We start from the raw sequence: 19,014 nt of genomic DNA, 5'->3' as shown, positions 1-19,014 counted from the left end.
TCCGCCACTGGTCGTGGAGGGGAGCGGGCGCTTCTGCCCGAATCTCCGGAGAGCGGCTGGATGGCGCAGGAGGGGATGGGAATCCTTTCCTGATGAGGTGCGGATGCGTGCCGGGAGAGGTCCCCGCGGAAGCCGCTTGAACGAATCCGGTCAATTGCTAGGAATTCAAACGCGTTCGATCAATGAACGCGGCACCTCGCATGACCTCGATTTCCAAACTCGCCCTGTCCGCCGCCGTGGCGATCTCGCCACTGGCTTCCGCTCAAGAGAAGAAACCCGGCAACCCAGTCTTCGAAGGCTGGTACGCCGATCCGGAAGGCATCGTATTCGGCAACGAGTACTGGATCTTCCCGACCTTCTCCGCGGCGTATGAGCAGCAGCTCCACTTCGACGCCTTCTCATCGCCCGATCTGAAGAAGTGGACCAAGCATGAGAAGATCCTCGATACGGGCGACATCAAGTGGGCCAAGCGGGCGATGTGGGCTCCCTCGATCATCGAGAAGGACCGCAAGTATTACTTTTTCTTCGCCGCGAACGATATCCAGAACGACGAGCAGGAAGGCGGTATCGGCGTGGCGGTGGCGAACAAGCCGCAGGGGCCTTACAAGGATCTCATCGGCAAGCCGCTGATCGATAAGTTCCATCATGGCGCGCAGCCGATCGATGGCTTCGTTTTCAAGGACGACGATGGCAGCCACTACTTCATCTACGGCGGCTGGCGGCACTGCAACATCGCCAAGCTGAAGGACGACTTCACCGGCTTCATTCCCTTCGAGAACGGCGAGACGTTCAAATCGATCACGCCGAAGGGCTATGTCGAGGGGCCGTTTGTCTTCAAGAAGAACGGGAAATACTACTTCATGTGGTCCGAGGGCGGCTGGACTGGTCCGGACTACAAGGTTGCGTATGCGATCTCCGACACTCTTCTCGGCCCGCACGAACGGATTGGAGTGGTGCTTGAGCAGGATGACAAGATCGCTCGCGGCGCAGGTCACCATTCGGTGATCCACAACAAGAAAGACGACTCGTGGTACATCGTCTATCACCGCCGCCCGATCAATGTCACCGCGCGCGACCACCGCGAGACCTGCATTGAAAAGATGGAGTTCGACGAGAAGGGCCTGATCAAGCCGGTGAAGATGACTATTGAAGGCGTGCCGGCGAATCCGCTGCGCTGAGTCTTTCGGAGAGGCGTGCTTCGGCGAAAGAACGGCGACGTTCCTTCGCCTGAAGCACGAGCAGGGCGAAGAAGGAAATCATCAGCAGCAGGAAGGAGAGGATGAGACCTTCCAGAAGCGTGACGGTGTAAACGGGCAGGAAGCTATCCGGCTGATTTCCCCGGTTCATGGGGAATCGCTGGGTCCAGATGCCGAGTGTCCGGAGGACCCAGTTGTATAGCCCGATGGCCGCCCAGCCGCACCAGAAATCGGGCATGAAGAATAGCCCCTTTGCGGGGATCAGGAGGAGAGACACGCCGGAAATCCAGCTGCGGATCTTTGTTCCAAGCCGGAGGGATTTCGACAAGAGATTCGACTCTTCCGCCAGAGGACCGGGCAGCGAAGTGAGTGTGGCGTAGAGAAGGATGAACGTGGCAATCGCCGAGAACATGGCGGCGATGGCGAGGGGCTTATGGCGGAGCTCCAGGGCCCATAGCGCAATGATGAGGCTGGGAAGCGAGTTCAGCGCGCAGTGAAGCGACCAATAGCGAAGTCGTCGCGGGAAGACGGTGGCGAATCCATGGCTCATGTGCGGAATCCTGGGAGCGTGAGGTGAATGCTTCGTGAACGGGATGCGAATTTTCCTGCCGGATCTCGTGTCCACGAGGATGAATGGCCGGCTTGCCCGGTGTGCTTGAATGGGATGATGCCGGCCTCCTTTGGTCGTGTCTGGATGGCGTTGGTTATCCGGGCTTTGTGGGTGAAGAGAGGGGGGTGTTAGGTGGTCGTCGTCGCGTGCGGAGCGATTGGGACTTTAGGTGTAGTCCGCCAACTCGACATCGACGGGGAAATTTTTTTCGGGGTATTTGCCAAGGAATCGCGCGGTCACCCGCCTTGATTCAAGCGACCCAATTTGTTCGCGACCCTCTCCGGTTTGTTAGATCATGAAGCCCCGCCCATCCTCCACCCTTGTCGTCCTATCGCTGTTGCTACCCGCCGTGCTCCACGCGGCAAGCGACGTCACCATTTCCACCGCCTCCACATCGGGCGGCTCGTTCAGCGGAACGAATCCGAGGGTGTTCACCCCGGTTGATGCCGCGGCCTTCGTGCAGGCGAGTATCATTCAAACCGACCTCAATGCGGGCACGGGTGTGACGATCAACACCGCTAGTGCGGCCGCTGGCAATGGCGACATCGTGCTCTCGTCCGCGCTGTCGAAAAGCGCTGGGGCGAGTCCCGGCGCGATGGTTTGGAATGCTGCGCGCGACATCACGATCAATGCGACCTTGTCCGCGAGCGGCGGGGCGATGCCGCTGACCTTGAACGCCGGTCGCAAGATCACGATCACGCAAGGAATCACGACCAATGGCGGCTCCATCCTGCTCAATCCGGTGGAGGAACTGATTCTCGGGTCCGGCTTGAATGCCGGTGCTGGGGCGGTGACGCTGAAAAGCGGGCTCCTCCGCTCAAGCATCGCTTCTCCGGTGATCACCACGTCCTCGTTGACGATTGCTTCGGGGGCGTCGCTGAGGATGCCCGGCTCGGTCACGGGTTCCTTGACCGTGGCGGGTAGCGTTTCACCGGCGCTACCGGGTGCCACGGGGTCGCTGTCCGTGAGTGGCGCGCTGGCTATCCAAGCCGGATCCACCACGAACATCGAGCTCGGCGGCACTTCGATGGGTAGCACTTACGACAAGATCACCGCCACCGGAGCGGTCACGATCGCCGGTGCCTTGCAGGTGGATTTGGTGAACAACTTCCACGACACCATTGCGGCCGGCACCTTTACGATCCTCGAGGGGCTGAGCATCAGCGGGACCTTCACGGGCTTGCCGAATGGCTCGCGCTACACGCTGGCGAATGACAGGGGCTCATTCCGGATCAACTACAACTCCAAGACCGTGACGCTGGATGACTGGCAGCCGGTGATCCACACGCTGACTTGGGATCCGGGAACCGCGGAAACAGGCACGGCGATTTTTTCTAACACCAACACGCGTGCCGGCCGCCATTACTTCAAGGTGACGACGCAATCGAGCGACCTCGGCGGTTGGCGCTCGCGACTTACGGTGACCTCGGGCGAGGCGGCGCTGTATTTCTCGAAGACCGCGCTTCCGACGACGAGCAGCAGCACCCACAGCTCGGTGCAGACGGGGTCAGATGGCCTGGTGCTGCGCGACGATCAATTCGCCGCGAACGAAGAGTGGAGCCTGATGGTTTACGCGACGGAAGGCGCGCAGTGGAGTCTCGTCAGCGGCAAGCCCTACGTTCACGATCTCGGCACGCTGCCCTTCACCGATGCGAACTCGAACGGTCAATACGACATCGGTGAAGCAGTGGCCCCGCAGAATGCTCCGGCCGCGCCGATGCCGCCGGAAGGCATCCGCTTCTACAAGTCGGTGCTGCCCACGGGCACGCCGGGATGGAGCCTGTATCTCGGCGGCAGCAATCGCGAGATCGCGCTGCGCTCGAACAAGCTGCCCTTCCACAATCACTCTAGCAACTACGTCCGCAAGCAGGCCGGTCGCATGCTGGCGGTGCCACCGGTGATCGGCACCACGGGCAGCACGTGGTATGCGAGCATCGTGGCTCCGGCTGGCGAGTCGATCGGCCTGGATTCACGGATCCAGATGGTCAGCGACCTTGCCTACAACGGCACGGTTTCGAATGTGGCGGTGACCGGTACGCCGTACCGCGTGTATCGCGTGCAGGTGCCGGTGGACCAGATCGCGTGGGACATCCATGCGGTGGCGATCGCGGGCAATCCGGACATCGCGGTGCGCAAGGGTAGCGTGGCTGCGGAGTTCGACAACGAAGCCTTCTCCGCCACGGCGGGCAGCGCGACGGAAGGCATCACGCTGGTGCCGAATTACCTGACCGATGGAACGTGGTACATCACGACGTGGAGCGATGCGCCCTACACCTTCACCTTGAAGAACGGCGACCCGGTGATCACGCCGCTGTCCTTCACCGACACCAAGGTGAATGACCAGTCCGCGCGGTCCGGATGGCGCTTCTATGCGCTGACCGACATTCCTTCGCAGGTCGGTGCACTTGGCTGGGAACTCCAGCTTTCCAATCACGTTCCCGGCACCCAGATCGCGCTGCGCCGCAACAAGGTCCCGGGCCGCTGGCAGAAGCGCGTGGACGGTGGCATTGGCGTGACCGACACCGCCGCGACCTACATGGATGAATCGAGCACGAATGGATTCATCCAGCGCATGAATCATCAGGCCGATGTTTGGTATGTCGGTGTCTTCCTTCCCCAGCAGGCTCTCGGTGCCTTCACGCTCGACGTGCATCCGATCGCCCCTTCAACGCTGTCGTTCCAAGGAAGCACGGTGGTGGGGCCGATTCCATCGCAGAAGTGGCGCTACTACCGCATGGACATTGGCAGCGGGATGCTGGCCTGGGACCTGCTCCTTGCCAACTCGACCGGCGGGAATTGCACCCTGGTGGTGCGCCGTGACCAACTGCCCTCGACTACCGGCACCAACAACGGCGTCAACACCCCGTGGTCGCCGGTATCCGAGGCCGTCTGGCCGAGCGGCTATCAAATCACCGGCGGCAACGATTGGACCGGCAGGGCCTACGATGTGACCGGTTCCGCACGCCGCGAGATGAACGACCGTATCCTGGTCGCAGCCGGTCGTCCGCTGGTTCCCGGCACCTACTACATTGGCATCTACAATGATGGCTCCGACCCTGTGACCAAGACCACCGGCCAAACCGCGAGCATGACGCTCGAAAGCCGGGCCATCGGGGAAGGACTGGATATTCCGGTGGGAACGCTGGGGTTGGCAGCAGGGAGCAGCGTGACGGTGAACAATCTCGAGCCGCGCGAGGCGGCCTACTATAAAGTTAGTATTCCGGAGAATACGCAGAGCTGGGAATTCACCCTCGAGCAGAGCTCGGGCGAATCGGCGGTCGTCGCACGCCGCGACATGATCCCGGAGTTCACTGCCGCCTATAATGGGAATGTGCAGGACACCGCGAGCAATGGGACCCGCCAGGTGAAGGTCCAGCGCATCGGCAGCGAGCGTTACCTGCTCCTCCCTTACAACAATCAGGCTTCGCTCATGCAGGGAGACTATTACATCGGCGTGCTGAGCGAGGGTCTCAATCCTCCCGCGTGGGACGTGATCGGCAGTGGCCCGGTGAGCGCGACGCTGACGAGCCGCGGCCCGCTTGCCATCCAGAACCTGGGCGCTGCGAGCATCTCCGGGATCAACCAGTCGATCAGCCTGAGCGGTGCCCAGGTGAAGGCCTATCAATTCACGGTGCCGGTGGGTACGGCCGCGCTGGAGGTGCGCTTGGAAAACCGCGTGGGGAATCCGCAGTTGGCGATGATTTCCGGCACGATGATCCCGCAGCCCGATGCCTCGATCCAGGACTACGGCGTGGCAGGCGGGCAGACGGCGGCTCCGGCCGGTGGCATGGCGCGGGTGACGACCGGGAACTTGCTCAACATCGCCAATCCGGTGGCTGGCGTCTATACGCTGACGGTGCGGGCGGAAGATGTGAGCAGCGTGTATCCGGACGCGAGCGCGGATCTCGTGATCATGGCAAATGCGCCGGTGCCGCTCGCTTTCAATGGCACGGAGACGGTGACGAACCACACGGCCACGGCGTGGCGATACTTCCAGGTGACGGTGCCCGAAGGCGTGATGGCATGGGACATCCGCCTGACGAACATCACCAGCGGCAATCCGCAGATGGTCATCCGTCGCGACCAGCTTCCTTCCTCGGTGGGAACCAACGCGGGCGGGAGCACGCCTTGGAATCCCTCGGGCGACTCATCGTGGCCGAGCGCTTATCAGTGGGCTGGAAGCAGCGACTGGACAGGGCGAGGCTTCGACCTTCCCAGTAGCCCGCGGCGTGGTGTGGGAGACCGGGTCTTCGCCGCCATGGGGCGTCCGCTGGTGCCCGGCACTTACCTCGTGGGTGTCCTCAACCAAGGCACCGATCCGGTGACGAATACCGCCAACACGCTGGCGAGCTACAGCATCGAAAGCCGTGGCGTGGGCACTGGCCAGCCGGTCACCGTGGGCGAGATTCCTTTCGCGGTGGGCAGCAGCGCAACGGTGACGGAGCTGCCGCGCCGTGAGGCCGCCTTCTTCAAGATCACGGTGCCGCCGAATACCGCTCGCTGGGAGTTCAATATGAGCCCGACGGTTGGTGAAGCCTTGATGTTGGTGCGCCGCGGTGTGTTGCCGGACTTCAATGGTGCGGAGGCTGGCAACATCCAGGATGCCAGCGGCAATCGCGCGATGAAGATGCAGCGGGCGGGCATGGATCGCTACCTGTTGCTGCCCGAGAACAACCAGGACTTCATCGTGGCGGATGACTACTACTTGGCGATCGTCGCCGAGGGGGTGAATCCGCCGAACGCGTCAGTGATCGGCACGGGCAGCAGCAGCGCGATCTTCACGATCCAGCAACCGCTGGCGGTGGCTGATCTCGGCACGGTCAGCACGGCCGGTATCACGCAGGCGGTGGCGCTTGCGGCGGCGGAGACGAAGGCATTCCAGTTCACGGTCCCGGCAGGCACGGTGAGTATGGAGATCGGTGTGGAGAACAAGACTGGAAATCCGCAGATGGCCTTCATTTCCGGCACACGGATTCCCCAGCCGGACGGTTCGTTGCAGGATTACGGGGTGGCCGGTGGCCAGACGGCAGCTCCTGCCGGTGGCGGCATGAGCCGTCAGTCGGGCAGCGGCTTGCTGACATTCACGAATCCCCCGGCAGGCGTTTACACCGCCACGGTGCGAGCGGACGATGCGGTCAGTGCGGCGAGCGCGAACTTCGTGATCCGCGCGAATGCGCCGCAGGATCTTCCGCTCGGTGGCGGGACGACGGAGGTGACAAACCACGGGCCGAATTCGTGGAAGTATTTCCGCGTCGAGATTCCGGCCGATATCGCGGGCTGGGACCTGCGCATCAAGGACATCACCGGCGGCGACGTGAGCTGGGCGATCCGTCGCGATCAGATTCCCGCGAACACCGGCACCAATACCGGCGGGAGTACCCCGTGGAGCCCCTCGTCATCGGCCACGTGGCCGAGCGGCAACCAGTGGGCAGGGGGCAAGGATTGGACCGAGCGGAGCTATGACGCCGCGGCCTCACCACGACGCGAGCTGAACGATCGCCTGGTGATGGCGATGGGACGGCCGCTTGAAGCCGGCACGTATTACATTGGCATCTTGAATGGAGGGTCGGACCCATTTGGCGTTGGCAGCAACCAGCCGTCCTCCTACACGATCGAGAGCCGCTTCATCGGGGCGGGCAAGGCGATCCCGATCGGAACGCTTAGCTTCGCCGCGGGTAGCAGCGTGGCGGTGAACAACCTGACGCCCCGCGAGGCCAACTACTACAAGGTTAGTATTCCGGACAATGTGCCGAGCTGGGAGTTCACCTTTGCAACGACCTCGGGCGAGATGCTGGTGGCTGCACGCCAGGGTTACATCCCCGACTTCAATGCGGCGGCAGCCGGCGACCTGCAGCTCGCCACGGGCAGCCGGCAGGTCAAGGTGCAGAAGGCGGGTGGCGAGCGCTACTTGCTCCTGCCGCCGAACAACGAGGACAAGATCGTGGCGGGCGACTATTACCTCGCCGTGGTTTCCGAGGGAGTGAATCCACCGGCAGGGGTGATAGGCAGCGGCACCAGCAGCGGCACCCTGGCCAGCAATGGCTCGCCGGCGGTAAACCACCTCGGTACGGCCTCGCTCACCCCGATCAACCATGCCGTGAGTCTGGCCGGTGCTCAGGTCACGGGCTATCAATTCACCGTGCCGGAGGGTGTGGTGAGTCTGGAGCTCCAGCTCAACAATCGCACCGGGAATCCCCGCATGGCACTCATCTCGGGCAGCCGCCTGACCTTCGTGGACACCGGTGCAAACAAATTCGGCACCGGCGGTGGCCAATCGACGACGCCGGCAGGCAGTGTCGCCCGCGTGATGGCGGACAGCTTGATCACCGTGCCGAATCCGCCGGCGGGAATCTACAGCCTCACCGTGCGCGCTGACGAGGTTGGCACGGGAGTCTATCCGGACGCCACCGGCGATCTGGTAATCGTGGCACGGCCGCGCACGACGCTGAACTTTGCCGCGATTCAGAATGGCAACGGTCTCTCGCATAGCGATACCAAGCAGCTCGCGACCGGTCAGAAGCAGTTCTATGAGATTGCGGTTCCCGCCACGCTCACGGGCCAGCCGGTGATCGGCTGGATCCTGAAGGTGAATCACGCCCAGGGCGATACCACGCTGCGCGTTTACAGGACCTGGGGGAATACCGCCACCGGGATCCAAGTCACGGGAAATACGGCACTCATCGTACCTCCGTTTCTCACCTTCGACGAAACCTGGTTCGTTGAGGTGACGGCCAGTGGCTTGACGAATTACACCCTGACGAGCCAGCCGGTGACGCTGGAGCGCCCGGTGTGGCAGATGCCCGCGGGTCACAACTTTACCTTCGGCGATAGTGGCAATGACAGCTCCGGCAATCCGCTGCCCGGCGACCGCGGCGTGGACATCGGCCAGGACGATTGGCACATTTACGCGATCGACGTGCCGCAGGGGAACTCCGGCCTGCTGCGCACCGAGCTGCGTGCGATCAGCGGCAATCCCGACCTCTTCATCCGCGAGGACGGTGTGCCGACCACCGACCACGATATCAACGGTGGCGAATTGGGCGGTGCCTCCCTGGTCCATCGAGAGATGAAGGACAGCGGCTCCGAGTATGGCAACTGGGTGCCCGTGGATGGGCGGGCTGAGCGCCAGCTTCGCCCCGGCCGCTGGTACCTGGGGGTGAAGGCGAGCGGGGGCAGCAATGCGCGCTACCGTCTGCTGGCATCCACCGGCAATGTGACGGATCTCGATCTGACGAGCGCCAGCGTGAACAACCAGACATTGATCGGCCGCGACTGGCGCTACTACCGCTTCACCGTGCCGGTGGATGCTCCGGCCACGTGGAACCTGGGCTTCACGCAGCAGGTTGGTGACGTGGTAATGTGGGTGCGGGATACCGTGCCTTCGGGGCAAAACTCGCCTACCAATTCGGTGAACAGTTCGATCGAGAGCTGGGTGGACGACAACAAGAACCAAGGACCTTATCTAACAGGCGGCTACGATGCCCCGCAGGTGTACGGGTTCAACACGCCGCCGCTGCGTCCCGGCCACACCTACTATGCGGGCTTCCGTGCGAATAGCGATGCGACCTTCAGCCTGACCAGCACGACGACCGGCAGCGCACCCGCGGCGATACCCGTGAGCTTCTACAACGGCGTGATCGACACGAGCATCCCTGCCGGCGGCAATGTGCTCTACAAGATCGCCGCGCCTGCCGATGCCACGCGCCTGAAGTGGACCAGCACGCATCCGGCTGCGGTGCAGATCCGGGTGGAGCAGGGGACGATTCCCGCATTCATGGGAAACCAGCACAGCACCAGCAGCGTGGCCAACAGCACGCTCAGCCAGGCGCTCACGAGCACGGGCTGGCCTTGGCAATCGTCGCAGACGTATTATGTTCGGATCTTGAACAACGGTGCTTCTCCTGCGAGCGTTGTCGTCAACATCGCGGGCCTGAATGCGGGTACCGAGGACGAGGATAATGACGGATTGCTGGATGCCTGGGAGCGCCAGTACTTCAGCAATCTCAATCAGACCGCGACGACCGACCCGGATGGCGATGGTGTGATCAACTCGGTGGAGTTCACGGATCAGACGACCCCGAATGACATCAACTCCGCGAAGTACTTCCTCACGGTGAACGCCAATTTCGGCAGCGTGACGAAGTCGCCGAACCTGCCGAAGTATGACCGTGGCACCAGTGTCACGCTCACTCCCACGCCCAATGCCGGGTTGATCTTCACCGGCTGGTCGGTCGGTGCGACCGGCACGGACAATCCGCTGCAGTTCGCCATCGCCGCGAACCGGAACATCACGGCGCACTTCGGCGTCAACTTGCCGGTCGCGCTGGAGAGCCCGCTGACCTTCACCACCGGCGGCGATGGTCTCTGGATGGGTCAGGTCGTCACCAGCATGGATGGCGAGGACGCGGCGCAGAGTGCTCCCATCGGCCATAGCCAGCAGGCATGGATGGAGACGACAGTGAATGGTCCGGGCGAGATCGCCTTCGCGTGGAAGGTGTCCTCGCAAAGCGGTGACTACCTTGAGTTCTACATCGATGGGGTGCTGATGACCGGCCGCATTACCGGCGAAGTCGATTGGCAGCTCAAGTCCTACGCCGTGGATCCCGGCCAGCACGTGCTCCGCTGGCGTTACATGAAGAACAGCAGCGGCATCGCGGGTTCCGATACCGCGTGGGTCGACGCCGTCCAATGGATCCCCGAGGGCAGCTACAGCGAGTGGGTCTCCGACCACTTCACCGAGCAGGAGATCGGCGATCCCGCCATCGTCGGCCAGGATGCCGATCCCGATGATGATGGGATTGCCAACGTGATCGAGTACGCCTTCGGCACCGAGCCGCGGGAGGGCGACTCCGATCGTGATCTCACCCGGGTGAGGCCGGAGATGGTGAAGGTTGCGAATGAAAGCCGCCTGCGCCTGCGCTTCACCTTGCCGCAGTTCATTCCTGCTGATGTGCTCTACCAAATCGAAGTCTCCGATGACCTCGACGAGTGGACCGTGGTCGCCGAGCAATCCGGAGCGGTTGGCTGGAGCGGCGACGCTGCCTCGGCTGTCGCACCTGTTGCAAACGGCCGCCGCGAGCATGTCATCACGGACACAACCCACGGAAACGCGCGCTTTGGACGGGTGAAGGTGACGGTGCCGTGATTGTGATTTGCCTGCGGCTTTCGCGTGATGAAAGCCGCGGGCCTCCGGACTGTGGCAATCCTTTGCCGCTTTTCTTGAGTGCAGTGTTGAGCTCGCTGTTCCAGCAGGTGGAAGTGATCGGGAGGATCGCTTCAGTCGTGCCGCACAGCGGGCTTCACTCTTCATTCAGAGAGCTGCAAAGGATTGCAGCAGTCCGAGGGCGGCTGCGCCGCGGCGATCGGGATGGCTTGGAGGCTTGATCGCACGGCTTGTCATTCTAGCGGCGAGATGAGCCAATCCAGAGATGAAGCGGAAGCAATCGCGGGTCGCCGGTGTCATCATTCTGTTGATCGTGGTGGTGGCCGCGGGATGGTGGCTTGCCCGGGCAGGATTGTTTGGCGGGGGCGGGCCAGCGGCGAATGCCATGGCGCTGAAGGCAGCGGTCGCCACGATCCGGTTCGATGATGGTTCTCAGGTCGAGATCTACGGCTTGGCCGACAGCGAGTGGGTGGATGGCGTGATGACCAAGCCGCCGGGAAGCTGGAATATGGGGTCAACGGGGGGGAGCACCTCCGTTGATGGCGATCTGAAGATCGAGCGCTTCACGATGGGTGGGAAGATCGCCGGGGTGCGCTATTTGCCGGGTGAGGGACGGCTGGTGATGTCGCTGCGGTATCTGACCGGGACCGGCACTGCAGAGTCGCCTGGAACGATGAAGCCGGGTAGTCTGGTCCTCCGACTTTCGGACGGCGGTGGCCTGTGGATCGATGGCAGTGGTCCCGTCGGAGCCGATGATGATCCGCAAGCCCGCGGAATCGTTTCTTTCGCGGGCTGGCCGCGAAGCGGAAAGGATCTGGTCTTTCAAGCAACGATGAAGGGGCAGCCGCCGGTGGAATTCCGGCTGCCCAATCCGGCGGCAGGCAGTTCGCCGGCGTCGTGGGCCGCGACTCCATTGCCGCAGGTGAAAACCGGCAAGCACTGGGAAGTGCGGCTGGTGAAGGCGAGGGAGATCACGATGGCCGACAGCGGCAAGGGGTTGATCGGAGACTTCGAATTCAGCAGCGACTTGCCGGTGGTAGGGGACTTCCCGCCGGCCCGCGGATCGAATGCCGGAGTGCTCGGAGCCTTGGGCACCCGCAGCATGAATTTGGACTACAAGCCGAATGTCGCGATGGACTCGCTGGCCTATCCGATGCCTCCGGACGAAAATTGCTTCAAGTTTCTCTACCGGATCCACTACGACGCGCACTATCCCTATCCGAAGCGCGGGATTCCGATGTTGTTGGAGGGAAAGGTTTCGCCGGACGGGAAAAGGATCGAGATCACCTCCCAGCATGCGAGGAGGGGGATCAAGTCGTTGAAGGTGGGCCCGGTTGGAGCTGCGGTGAAGACCTGGTATCCGGCTTCGCACCAGTTCTCGATTTCATTCGATGGCACTTGGGCGGATGCGTCGGAGAGAAGCGCCGCGGAGGCCGCCATCGGGCCGATCGAGCGCTGGACGCCGGTGGTTTTTCTCGACGATGAGGACCACTCCTCGGGTTCCGTTCAGTTCAAGCGCAGCGGAACATCCTCCCCAGGTGGTTCTTTCGATTTCGATTGGGCGGGCGATTGGAGCGGCGAGTTGAAACCGGGGATGAAAGTTGAAATTGGCCTTATGGCGAGATGGCCGGATGAGGTGCTTGAGTTCGTGGTGGACCGGACGTCGCTTTCGCCAAAGTAGCCGTGGCGAGCGGGTTTGCCGCCGGATCTCTTGCAGCGGCCGCGGCCCTTGCTAGAAATCCCCCATGCGCACCCTCGTCCGCGATTTGCTCCGCTCGACCGCTCCGTCCGACTCGATCCATGCCGCCGGTTGGGTGCGGACGCGGCGGGATTCGAAGGCGTTCTCTTTCCTGGAGATCAACGATGGCTCTTGTGCGGGGAATTTGCAGATCATCGCTGACGTGGGGATTCCCGGATCGGAGCATCTTGCGAAGATGAGCACCGGCGCGTCGATCACTGTCGAGGGCAGGCTGGTGGCGTCGCAGGGCGGAAACCAGGCGTGGGAGGTGCAGGCGACGGCGATCCGACTGTTAGGCGAGGCACCGGATGACTTCCCGCTGCAGAAGAAGGGGCACTCGCAGGAGTTCCTGCGGAGCATCGCCCACCTGCGGCCGCGGACGAATCTCTACGGCGCGATGTTCCGCATCCGCAGCCGGATGAGCCAGGCGGTGCACCGCTTTTTCGAGGAGCGCTCCTTCTACTACATCCACACGCCGATCATCACGGCCAGCGATTGCGAGGGGGCGGGGGAGATGTTCCGGGTGACGACGCTCGATCCGACCGGCGGGGCGAAGCAGAAGTTCGAGGAGGACTTCTTCGGCAAGGCGGCGCACCTGACGGTGTCCGGCCAGCTTGAAGGCGAGCTCTTCGCGACCGCGCTGGGGAATATTTACACCTTCGGCCCGACCTTCCGCGCGGAGAACTCGAACACCTCGCGGCACGCGGCGGAGTTCTGGATGATCGAGCCGGAGATGGCCTTCTGTGACCTGCAGGGCGACATGGACCTCGCCGAGGCGATGGTGAAGTATCTTGTTAGAGAAGCGCTGGAGGGTCAGGACGGCGACCTGACGATCTTCGAGAAGTTCGTGGACAAGGGCCTGCGCGAGCGGCTGGAGTTCGTGGCGGAGAATCCTTTCGAGCGCGTCTCCTATACCGAGGCGGTGGAGATCCTGAGGAAGTCGGGCAAGACCTTCGAGTATCCGGTCGAGTATGGCTTGAACCTCCAGAGCGAGCACGAGCGCTGGTTGACCGAGGAGTATTTCAAGAAGCCGACGACCGTCTTCAACTACCCGAAGGAGATCAAACCGTTCTACATGCGCCTGAACGATGACGACAAAACGGTGACTGCGATGGACCTGTTAGTGCCGGGGATCGGCGAGATCGTCGGCGGCAGCCAGCGCGAGGAGCGGCTGGATGTGCTGCTGGCGAACATGGAGCGCCACGGACTGAGTGTGGAGGATTACTCGTGGTACGTGGACACGCGGAAGTATGGGACGGTGCCGCACGCGGGCTTCGGGATGGGCTTCGAGCGCATGCTGATGTTCGTCACCGGCATGCAGAATATTCGCGACGTGATCCCGTTTGCGCGCACGCCGGGACACTGCGAGTTCTGACGGCGGTTTGCTGGGTGGGTACGGTTTGGCGGGATTCTCCTGAAACTAAGTTTCAGGGCTTCCCATTTTTGTCGTGCGAAAAGCCTGCGATGAGCGTTCCAAGGCTTCAGAGTGCTCTTTAAGCTGCCAATTCTTGGACAATGACCTAAGGGCGGAGGTCAGGCTGAGGTTGGTATCTGTATGGCAAATCGCTTCAGATTGTTGAAGTGACGCGGGAATTTTTTTACTGCTACTTCAACTGAGGAGTTGTCAGACAGGTTTAGGAGTGTATTTACATCTGAAAACCCAAGCTGACGAAATCCCATGAAAAACCCGCGCATTGGCGCTTACATTAACGGTTCTTGGCGGAGGCCCCGTGGCTTTGCCCTCGTCATTTCCCTTTCCCTGATGGTCCTGCTGACCGTCCTGGCGGTTGGCCTGCTCGGCCTATCCAGCCTGTCGCTCCAGACCTCGACCCGTGAAACGGATCGGGCGGAGGCACGGGCGAATGCCCGGATGGCGCTCGGCCTGGCCATTGCCCAGCTCCAGAAGCAGAGCGGTCCTGACCAGCGGGTGACCACCACGGCGGATCAGTTGAGCTCGAATGGCGGGGAAGATAGCGCCGCCGCGCCGGGCCAGCGTCACTGGACCGGGGTTTACCGCTCGTGGGGATCCACGTCCACCCAGCGCCCGGCTCCGCAGTTCCTCTCGTGGCTGGTGTCGGGGGAAAGCAACAAGCTGGAGGACGTCGAGACCGCCAAGGGCAGTGGCAATGCTGGCGGCACGGGCGAAATCAAACTCGTCGGCTCTGGTACGGTGGGGGACAAGGCCGAGGGTGAAGTCCGGGTGCCGGCACTCACGGTGAATTCTCAGTCCGGCGGTGCCGCCCGCCTTGGTTGGTGGACCGGCGACCAGGGCACCAAGGCTGCGATGGCCACGCCACCGGCCTCTGAAGACAAGTCGCTGGCCGCGCTCCGCTCGTCCACGCAAGGGGCGCCGCGCAATGCCGTCGAACTCGCTTCCGCGGGCACCGCTGGCAAGCCCTTCGCCAAACTCGATCTCAAGGATCCGAAGGTGGCGATGGTGACCGACTGGCAGCAGTCCGCTTTCCTAGCTGCTGATCGCGATTCGCCGCGCGGCCTTTTCCATGACATCGCCCCCTTCTCCACGGGCCTGCTGACCAATCTCCGCACCGGCGGCTTCCGCAAGGACCTGTCGATGCAGTTGGAGCGCGCCGCCACTCAGGCCAACAGCCAACTGGCCACCACCCGCCCCACCAACGTCCTTTACAAGGTCGGCGGCGAGAACGGCATCAATCTCCACGAGCTGTGGGCCTACTACAACCTCTACAAGGAGATCCGCGTCAGTGGCAGCTATCGCTTCACCACCGGCGGCACCTTGGCGTCCGGCACGCCGCACGTGGTGGTGGACTCGACTCCGGCCACTTGCGCCACGGATGACGAGTTCTTTTTCAAGCAGCCGGTCATCACCAGCTATCAGATGGTGCTGTCGCTGAAGACCGAGCCGGTGACGACGAACGGCGTCACGACCCAGCAGCTCCATGTGGTGATGGATCCGATCATCACGTTCTGGAATCCACTTGATGTTCCGGTGGTGGTTCCCACGTCGTCGTTCTTCTCGATCAAGTACTTCGCGGTCCCGTACGACATCGTCGTCAACGTCGCCGGCACCACGCATGTCTGCCCCTTGATCCGGGCGTTCTCCACCAGCGATAGCAACTACCTCTCGCTGGTTGCCGGAAACTCAGTCCAGCAACTCGTCTTCAAGCCCGGTGAGGTGATCAAGGTGTCCCAGTCCGGCGGCATGACCGCGGGTGGTGTCAATCACGAGCTGCAGGCGAAGGCGGGCTTCAACATCGGCAATGGCCTGCGCTATCCGCTGAAAAACGAGGCGGGGAGCACGATCACCGTCCCCGCAAACGTCTCGGTCACTTATCGGGCCCGTCCGAATGCCTACACCGCTGGCTCCAACGGCAGCAGCGGCTTGGTGCCGCCCGGTTACTCCACACACACCCGTCATTTCTCGACGACCCACCACGAGGTTTACGTGGGTTACGATCGCAAGGGAAAGCCTGAGGGAAGCCTCGGCTACGGTGGCATGTATGTGGACTTTGACTTTGGTAACAAACGCCTGAAGACCAGCGAACTGCGCGCCGAGAACGCAGGCGGGACCAAGCCGACGAACCAACGGACGAATGCCAAGGCGCACCCCCAGGTATTCCGCGAGATCACGGAAGCGATGGGTCGCCCTCTCACCTCCGCCCAGCTTCAAAACAGCAAGTCGCCGATCATGATCATGTCGTACAATGCGAAGACGGAGGGCAGCACCGAGGCTGCCGCCCGGACCCGCTACCTCGGGCGCTTCAACCCGCGGGCCCATCACGTTGACTTCTACGACCTCAGCCAAAAGGAGCGTGACCTGCTGCCCTACGAGTATGTCGTCGACCCCTTGGTGAGCTGGAAAAACCGCGCGCTGGAAACCAGCACTACCGGCAATGCCTACTTCGGTGGTGGCCTGAATGCCCAACTCGGCACCAGCTTCGTGACCACCCACTCGGTGCCGAAAGAGCCGATCGTTTCCCTGGCTGCGCTCCAGCATTCGTGCGCCAACGGCTTTGAAATCTTCAAGCCGAAGGACGGCTATGCCTGCCTCAATGCCCGCGAGCCGATGATGCCGCAGATTTCCCACGCGATCGGCAATTCGGTGGCACCGCCCATCCTTTCGCCTAGCCAGACGGAAAGCTCGCTCGCGGGCGGCCGTCCGGTGGCCGATCACTCCTATCTCGCCAATCTCAACTTGTGGGATGACTGGTTCTTCTCCGGCATCTCGCCGCAGAACAACCCTGCCCGCACTTACAGCAAACAGCGCGCCCAGAAGCAGGTTGCCCAGGAGTTCTTCGACGGCACCGCCAAGCTCCCGACGGTCCGCTACCTGCCCGAGACCGGTGGCCAGGACGTCACCAAGTTGGTGACCTCGATGTTCTCCGGTTCGGCTCCCGCTGAGACAGCGACCCAGCTCATTGCCTCGCTGATCCGGGTGGATGGCATGTTCAACGTCAACTCCACCTCGGTGGAAGCGTGGAAGTCCGTGCTGGGCGGTCTCAAGGGTCGCGAGATCGTGATCCGCTCGCCTGAAGGAAAAGAGTCCAACGCCGCCGCGGACGAGGAAGAAGTGCCCGTGGCCGGCTTGCTGGCTCCGGTGGACTTGGTTGCGGACGGCCAGGATTCGCAGGTCATGGACCCGGAGCAATGGATCGGCCGCCGGGTGCTCAGTGCGGACGAGATCGAGCAACTCGCCCGCGCGATCGTGAAGGAAGTCCGCAGGCGCGGCCCCTTCCTTTCGCTCTCCGACTTCGTCAACCGTCGTCCGGGCAGCGACAAGGACCTGGCACGCGCCGGGGCGATCCAGAGCGCGCTCGATTCAGAGGAGGTGGAAATCAATTCCGCGTGGCAAAGCAGCGACCGCGCGGTGGGAAGCGATGTTACAAAGCGCTTCGCCTTTCCCGAAGCGGAGGAGGGACCCTCCGGATACGGCATGCCGGGCATCGTCAAGCAGGCCGACATCCTGACCCCGATCGCGCCGGTTTTGGCTGCTCGCTCGGACAGCTTCATCATCCGTGCCTACGGGGAAAGCGTGGACAAGGAAGGAAAGGTGCTCGCCCGCGCCTGGTGCGAAGCCACGGTCGAGCGCAGCAAGGACTTCGTGGATACCGCTGACAAGGCGGAGACGGTGATCGCGAACCTGAGTTCCGAGGTGAACAAGACCTTCGGCCGCCGCTACGAAATGACGTCATTCCGCTGGCTCCACCCGGAAGAAGTTTGATACCTCGTCATCCATGATGCGCCTCGCCACCGTTTTCGCCCTGCTTCTCTCCGCCCTGGCTCCGGCTCAGGACGCCCCCAAATCCGGGGATCTCAAGGTCCGCTTCCTCGCCGAACGTGCGCCGAAGGATCTCGGCCAGGTCCTCATGGCCACGCCCGAGGCGAAGTCCGCGCCCTTCGATCTGCCGATCAACAACCTCTCTGAATATCAGGCCGCGCCGGCCCGCTTGTTCAGCCTGAAGCAGGCGACGGCCGCGGAGAAGGAAGGCTCGCTCACCAACGTGACGCTGCCGGAGAATGGGAAGTCGTTCATCGTCCTGCTCGTTCCCGCCGCCACCGGTTACAAGACGGTGGTCATTCCCGCGGATGACCCGTCATTCAAGCCGGGCGACGTGTATTTCTACAATCACGGCGACAAGCCGGTGCTCGGCTATGTCGGCACCGCCACCTTCGTGCTCCAGCCCGGCAAGGGCCAGACGCTCACGCCGAAGGGTGCGAAGCCGGAGAACTACTATGACGTCGGCTTCGGCGTGCGTGAAAAAGAAGGCGACCGCGCGCTGAGCACCACCCGCTGGCCTGTGGACAACAAGATCCGCTCGTATGTCTTCTTCTTCATGAACCCGACCACCAAGCGCCTCGACTTCCGGGCGGTGGATGAGTTTGTCGAGCCGGAGAAGCAGCCGGGGACGTGAGGTCATCGGTCATCGGTCCGGAAGGCAGCGAGCATGCGTTGGCGCTCTTGGTTGAGCCGCGCTTAGTCGGACAGCGTGCGCATTTCGAAGTCGTTGGGTAAGAGCCGGGATGTTGTGGGAATCGTCTGGGTCCGGCCGGATTTCGACCCCGCATAAGGAGCATCGACCTTATTGTCGCTTTGGACGGACCGGGAGCCGGTTAAAGTCCGGGGGCTCCGCCTTTACTGCAGCGCCCGCGGCCTTTGAGCAGGGGGATTGGAGAGTGAAAGTGTGGCCGGGAATGAACGGGACAATAAGGTCCCGGCTCGAATGGCGCTCACTTAAGCGGCCCGCTTGGTTTTTCCCTTGTTCGGTTTGTCCCGGTAAACTCCCCGCGGTGCGGTCAGGGGCGGGTACTTGTTAGGCCTTCTTTTGAGGGC

The 19,014-nt window shown here is 62.5% G+C and carries 7 protein-coding genes; 6 read left to right on the top strand and 1 reads right to left on the bottom strand.

Going from position 1 to position 19,014, the window contains the following annotated elements:
• Nucleotides 1-200 precede the first annotated feature (200 nt).
• The gene (locus tag OKA05_RS28190) at nucleotides 201-1,178 is read left to right on the top strand and encodes a glycoside hydrolase family 43 protein (RefSeq protein ID WP_264490567.1); all 978 of its coding nucleotides are present in this window, start codon (nucleotides 201-203) and stop codon (nucleotides 1,176-1,178) included.
• Here the strand turns inward: OKA05_RS28190 and OKA05_RS28185 are convergent.
• Nucleotides 1,144-1,746: a hypothetical protein gene (locus OKA05_RS28185; protein WP_264490566.1), complete on the bottom strand. Its 603-nt coding sequence runs from the start codon at nucleotides 1,744-1,746 to the stop codon at nucleotides 1,144-1,146. The two genes, OKA05_RS28190 and OKA05_RS28185, sit on opposite strands and share 35 nt — an antisense overlap.
• 355 nt (nucleotides 1,747-2,101) lie before the next feature.
• Here OKA05_RS28185 and OKA05_RS28180 point away from each other — a divergent pair, with 355 nt between their 5' ends.
• The 5 genes from OKA05_RS28180 (at nucleotide 2,102) to OKA05_RS28160 (ending at nucleotide 18,595) form a co-directional block, all read left to right on the top strand.
• Entirely contained in the window at nucleotides 2,102-10,951 is an 8,850-nt protein-coding gene (locus OKA05_RS28180) for an InlB B-repeat-containing protein (protein ID WP_264490565.1), read from the top strand.
• 283 nt (nucleotides 10,952-11,234) lie between these two features.
• Entirely contained in the window at nucleotides 11,235-12,650 is a 1,416-nt protein-coding gene (locus OKA05_RS28175; RefSeq protein ID WP_264490564.1) for a hypothetical protein, read from the top strand.
• 64 nt (nucleotides 12,651-12,714) lie between these two features.
• Nucleotides 12,715-14,082 carry an asparagine--tRNA ligase gene (gene asnS / locus OKA05_RS28170; RefSeq protein WP_264490563.1) on the top strand — a complete coding sequence of 456 codons (1,368 nt, stop codon included), beginning with the start codon at nucleotides 12,715-12,717 and terminating at the stop codon, nucleotides 14,080-14,082.
• Nucleotides 14,083-14,385: 303 nt separating this feature from the next.
• A complete protein-coding gene (locus OKA05_RS28165) occupies nucleotides 14,386-17,904 on the top strand; it encodes a hypothetical protein (protein WP_264490562.1) in 3,519 nt (1,172 codons plus the stop codon).
• Between the two features lie 13 nt (nucleotides 17,905-17,917).
• On the top strand, nucleotides 17,918-18,595 hold the full coding sequence (locus OKA05_RS28160) for a hypothetical protein (RefSeq protein WP_264490561.1): 678 nt from the start codon (nucleotides 17,918-17,920) through the stop codon (nucleotides 18,593-18,595).
• Nucleotides 18,596-19,014: the final 419 nt, after the last annotated feature.

The organism is Luteolibacter arcticus (genome assembly GCF_025950235.1).
In the GTDB taxonomy this organism is placed as follows: domain Bacteria; phylum Verrucomicrobiota; class Verrucomicrobiia; order Verrucomicrobiales; family Akkermansiaceae; genus Haloferula; species Haloferula arctica.
The sequence above is the reverse complement of the archived record's forward strand: the minus strand, read 5'-3'. Positions and strand labels throughout refer to the sequence as shown.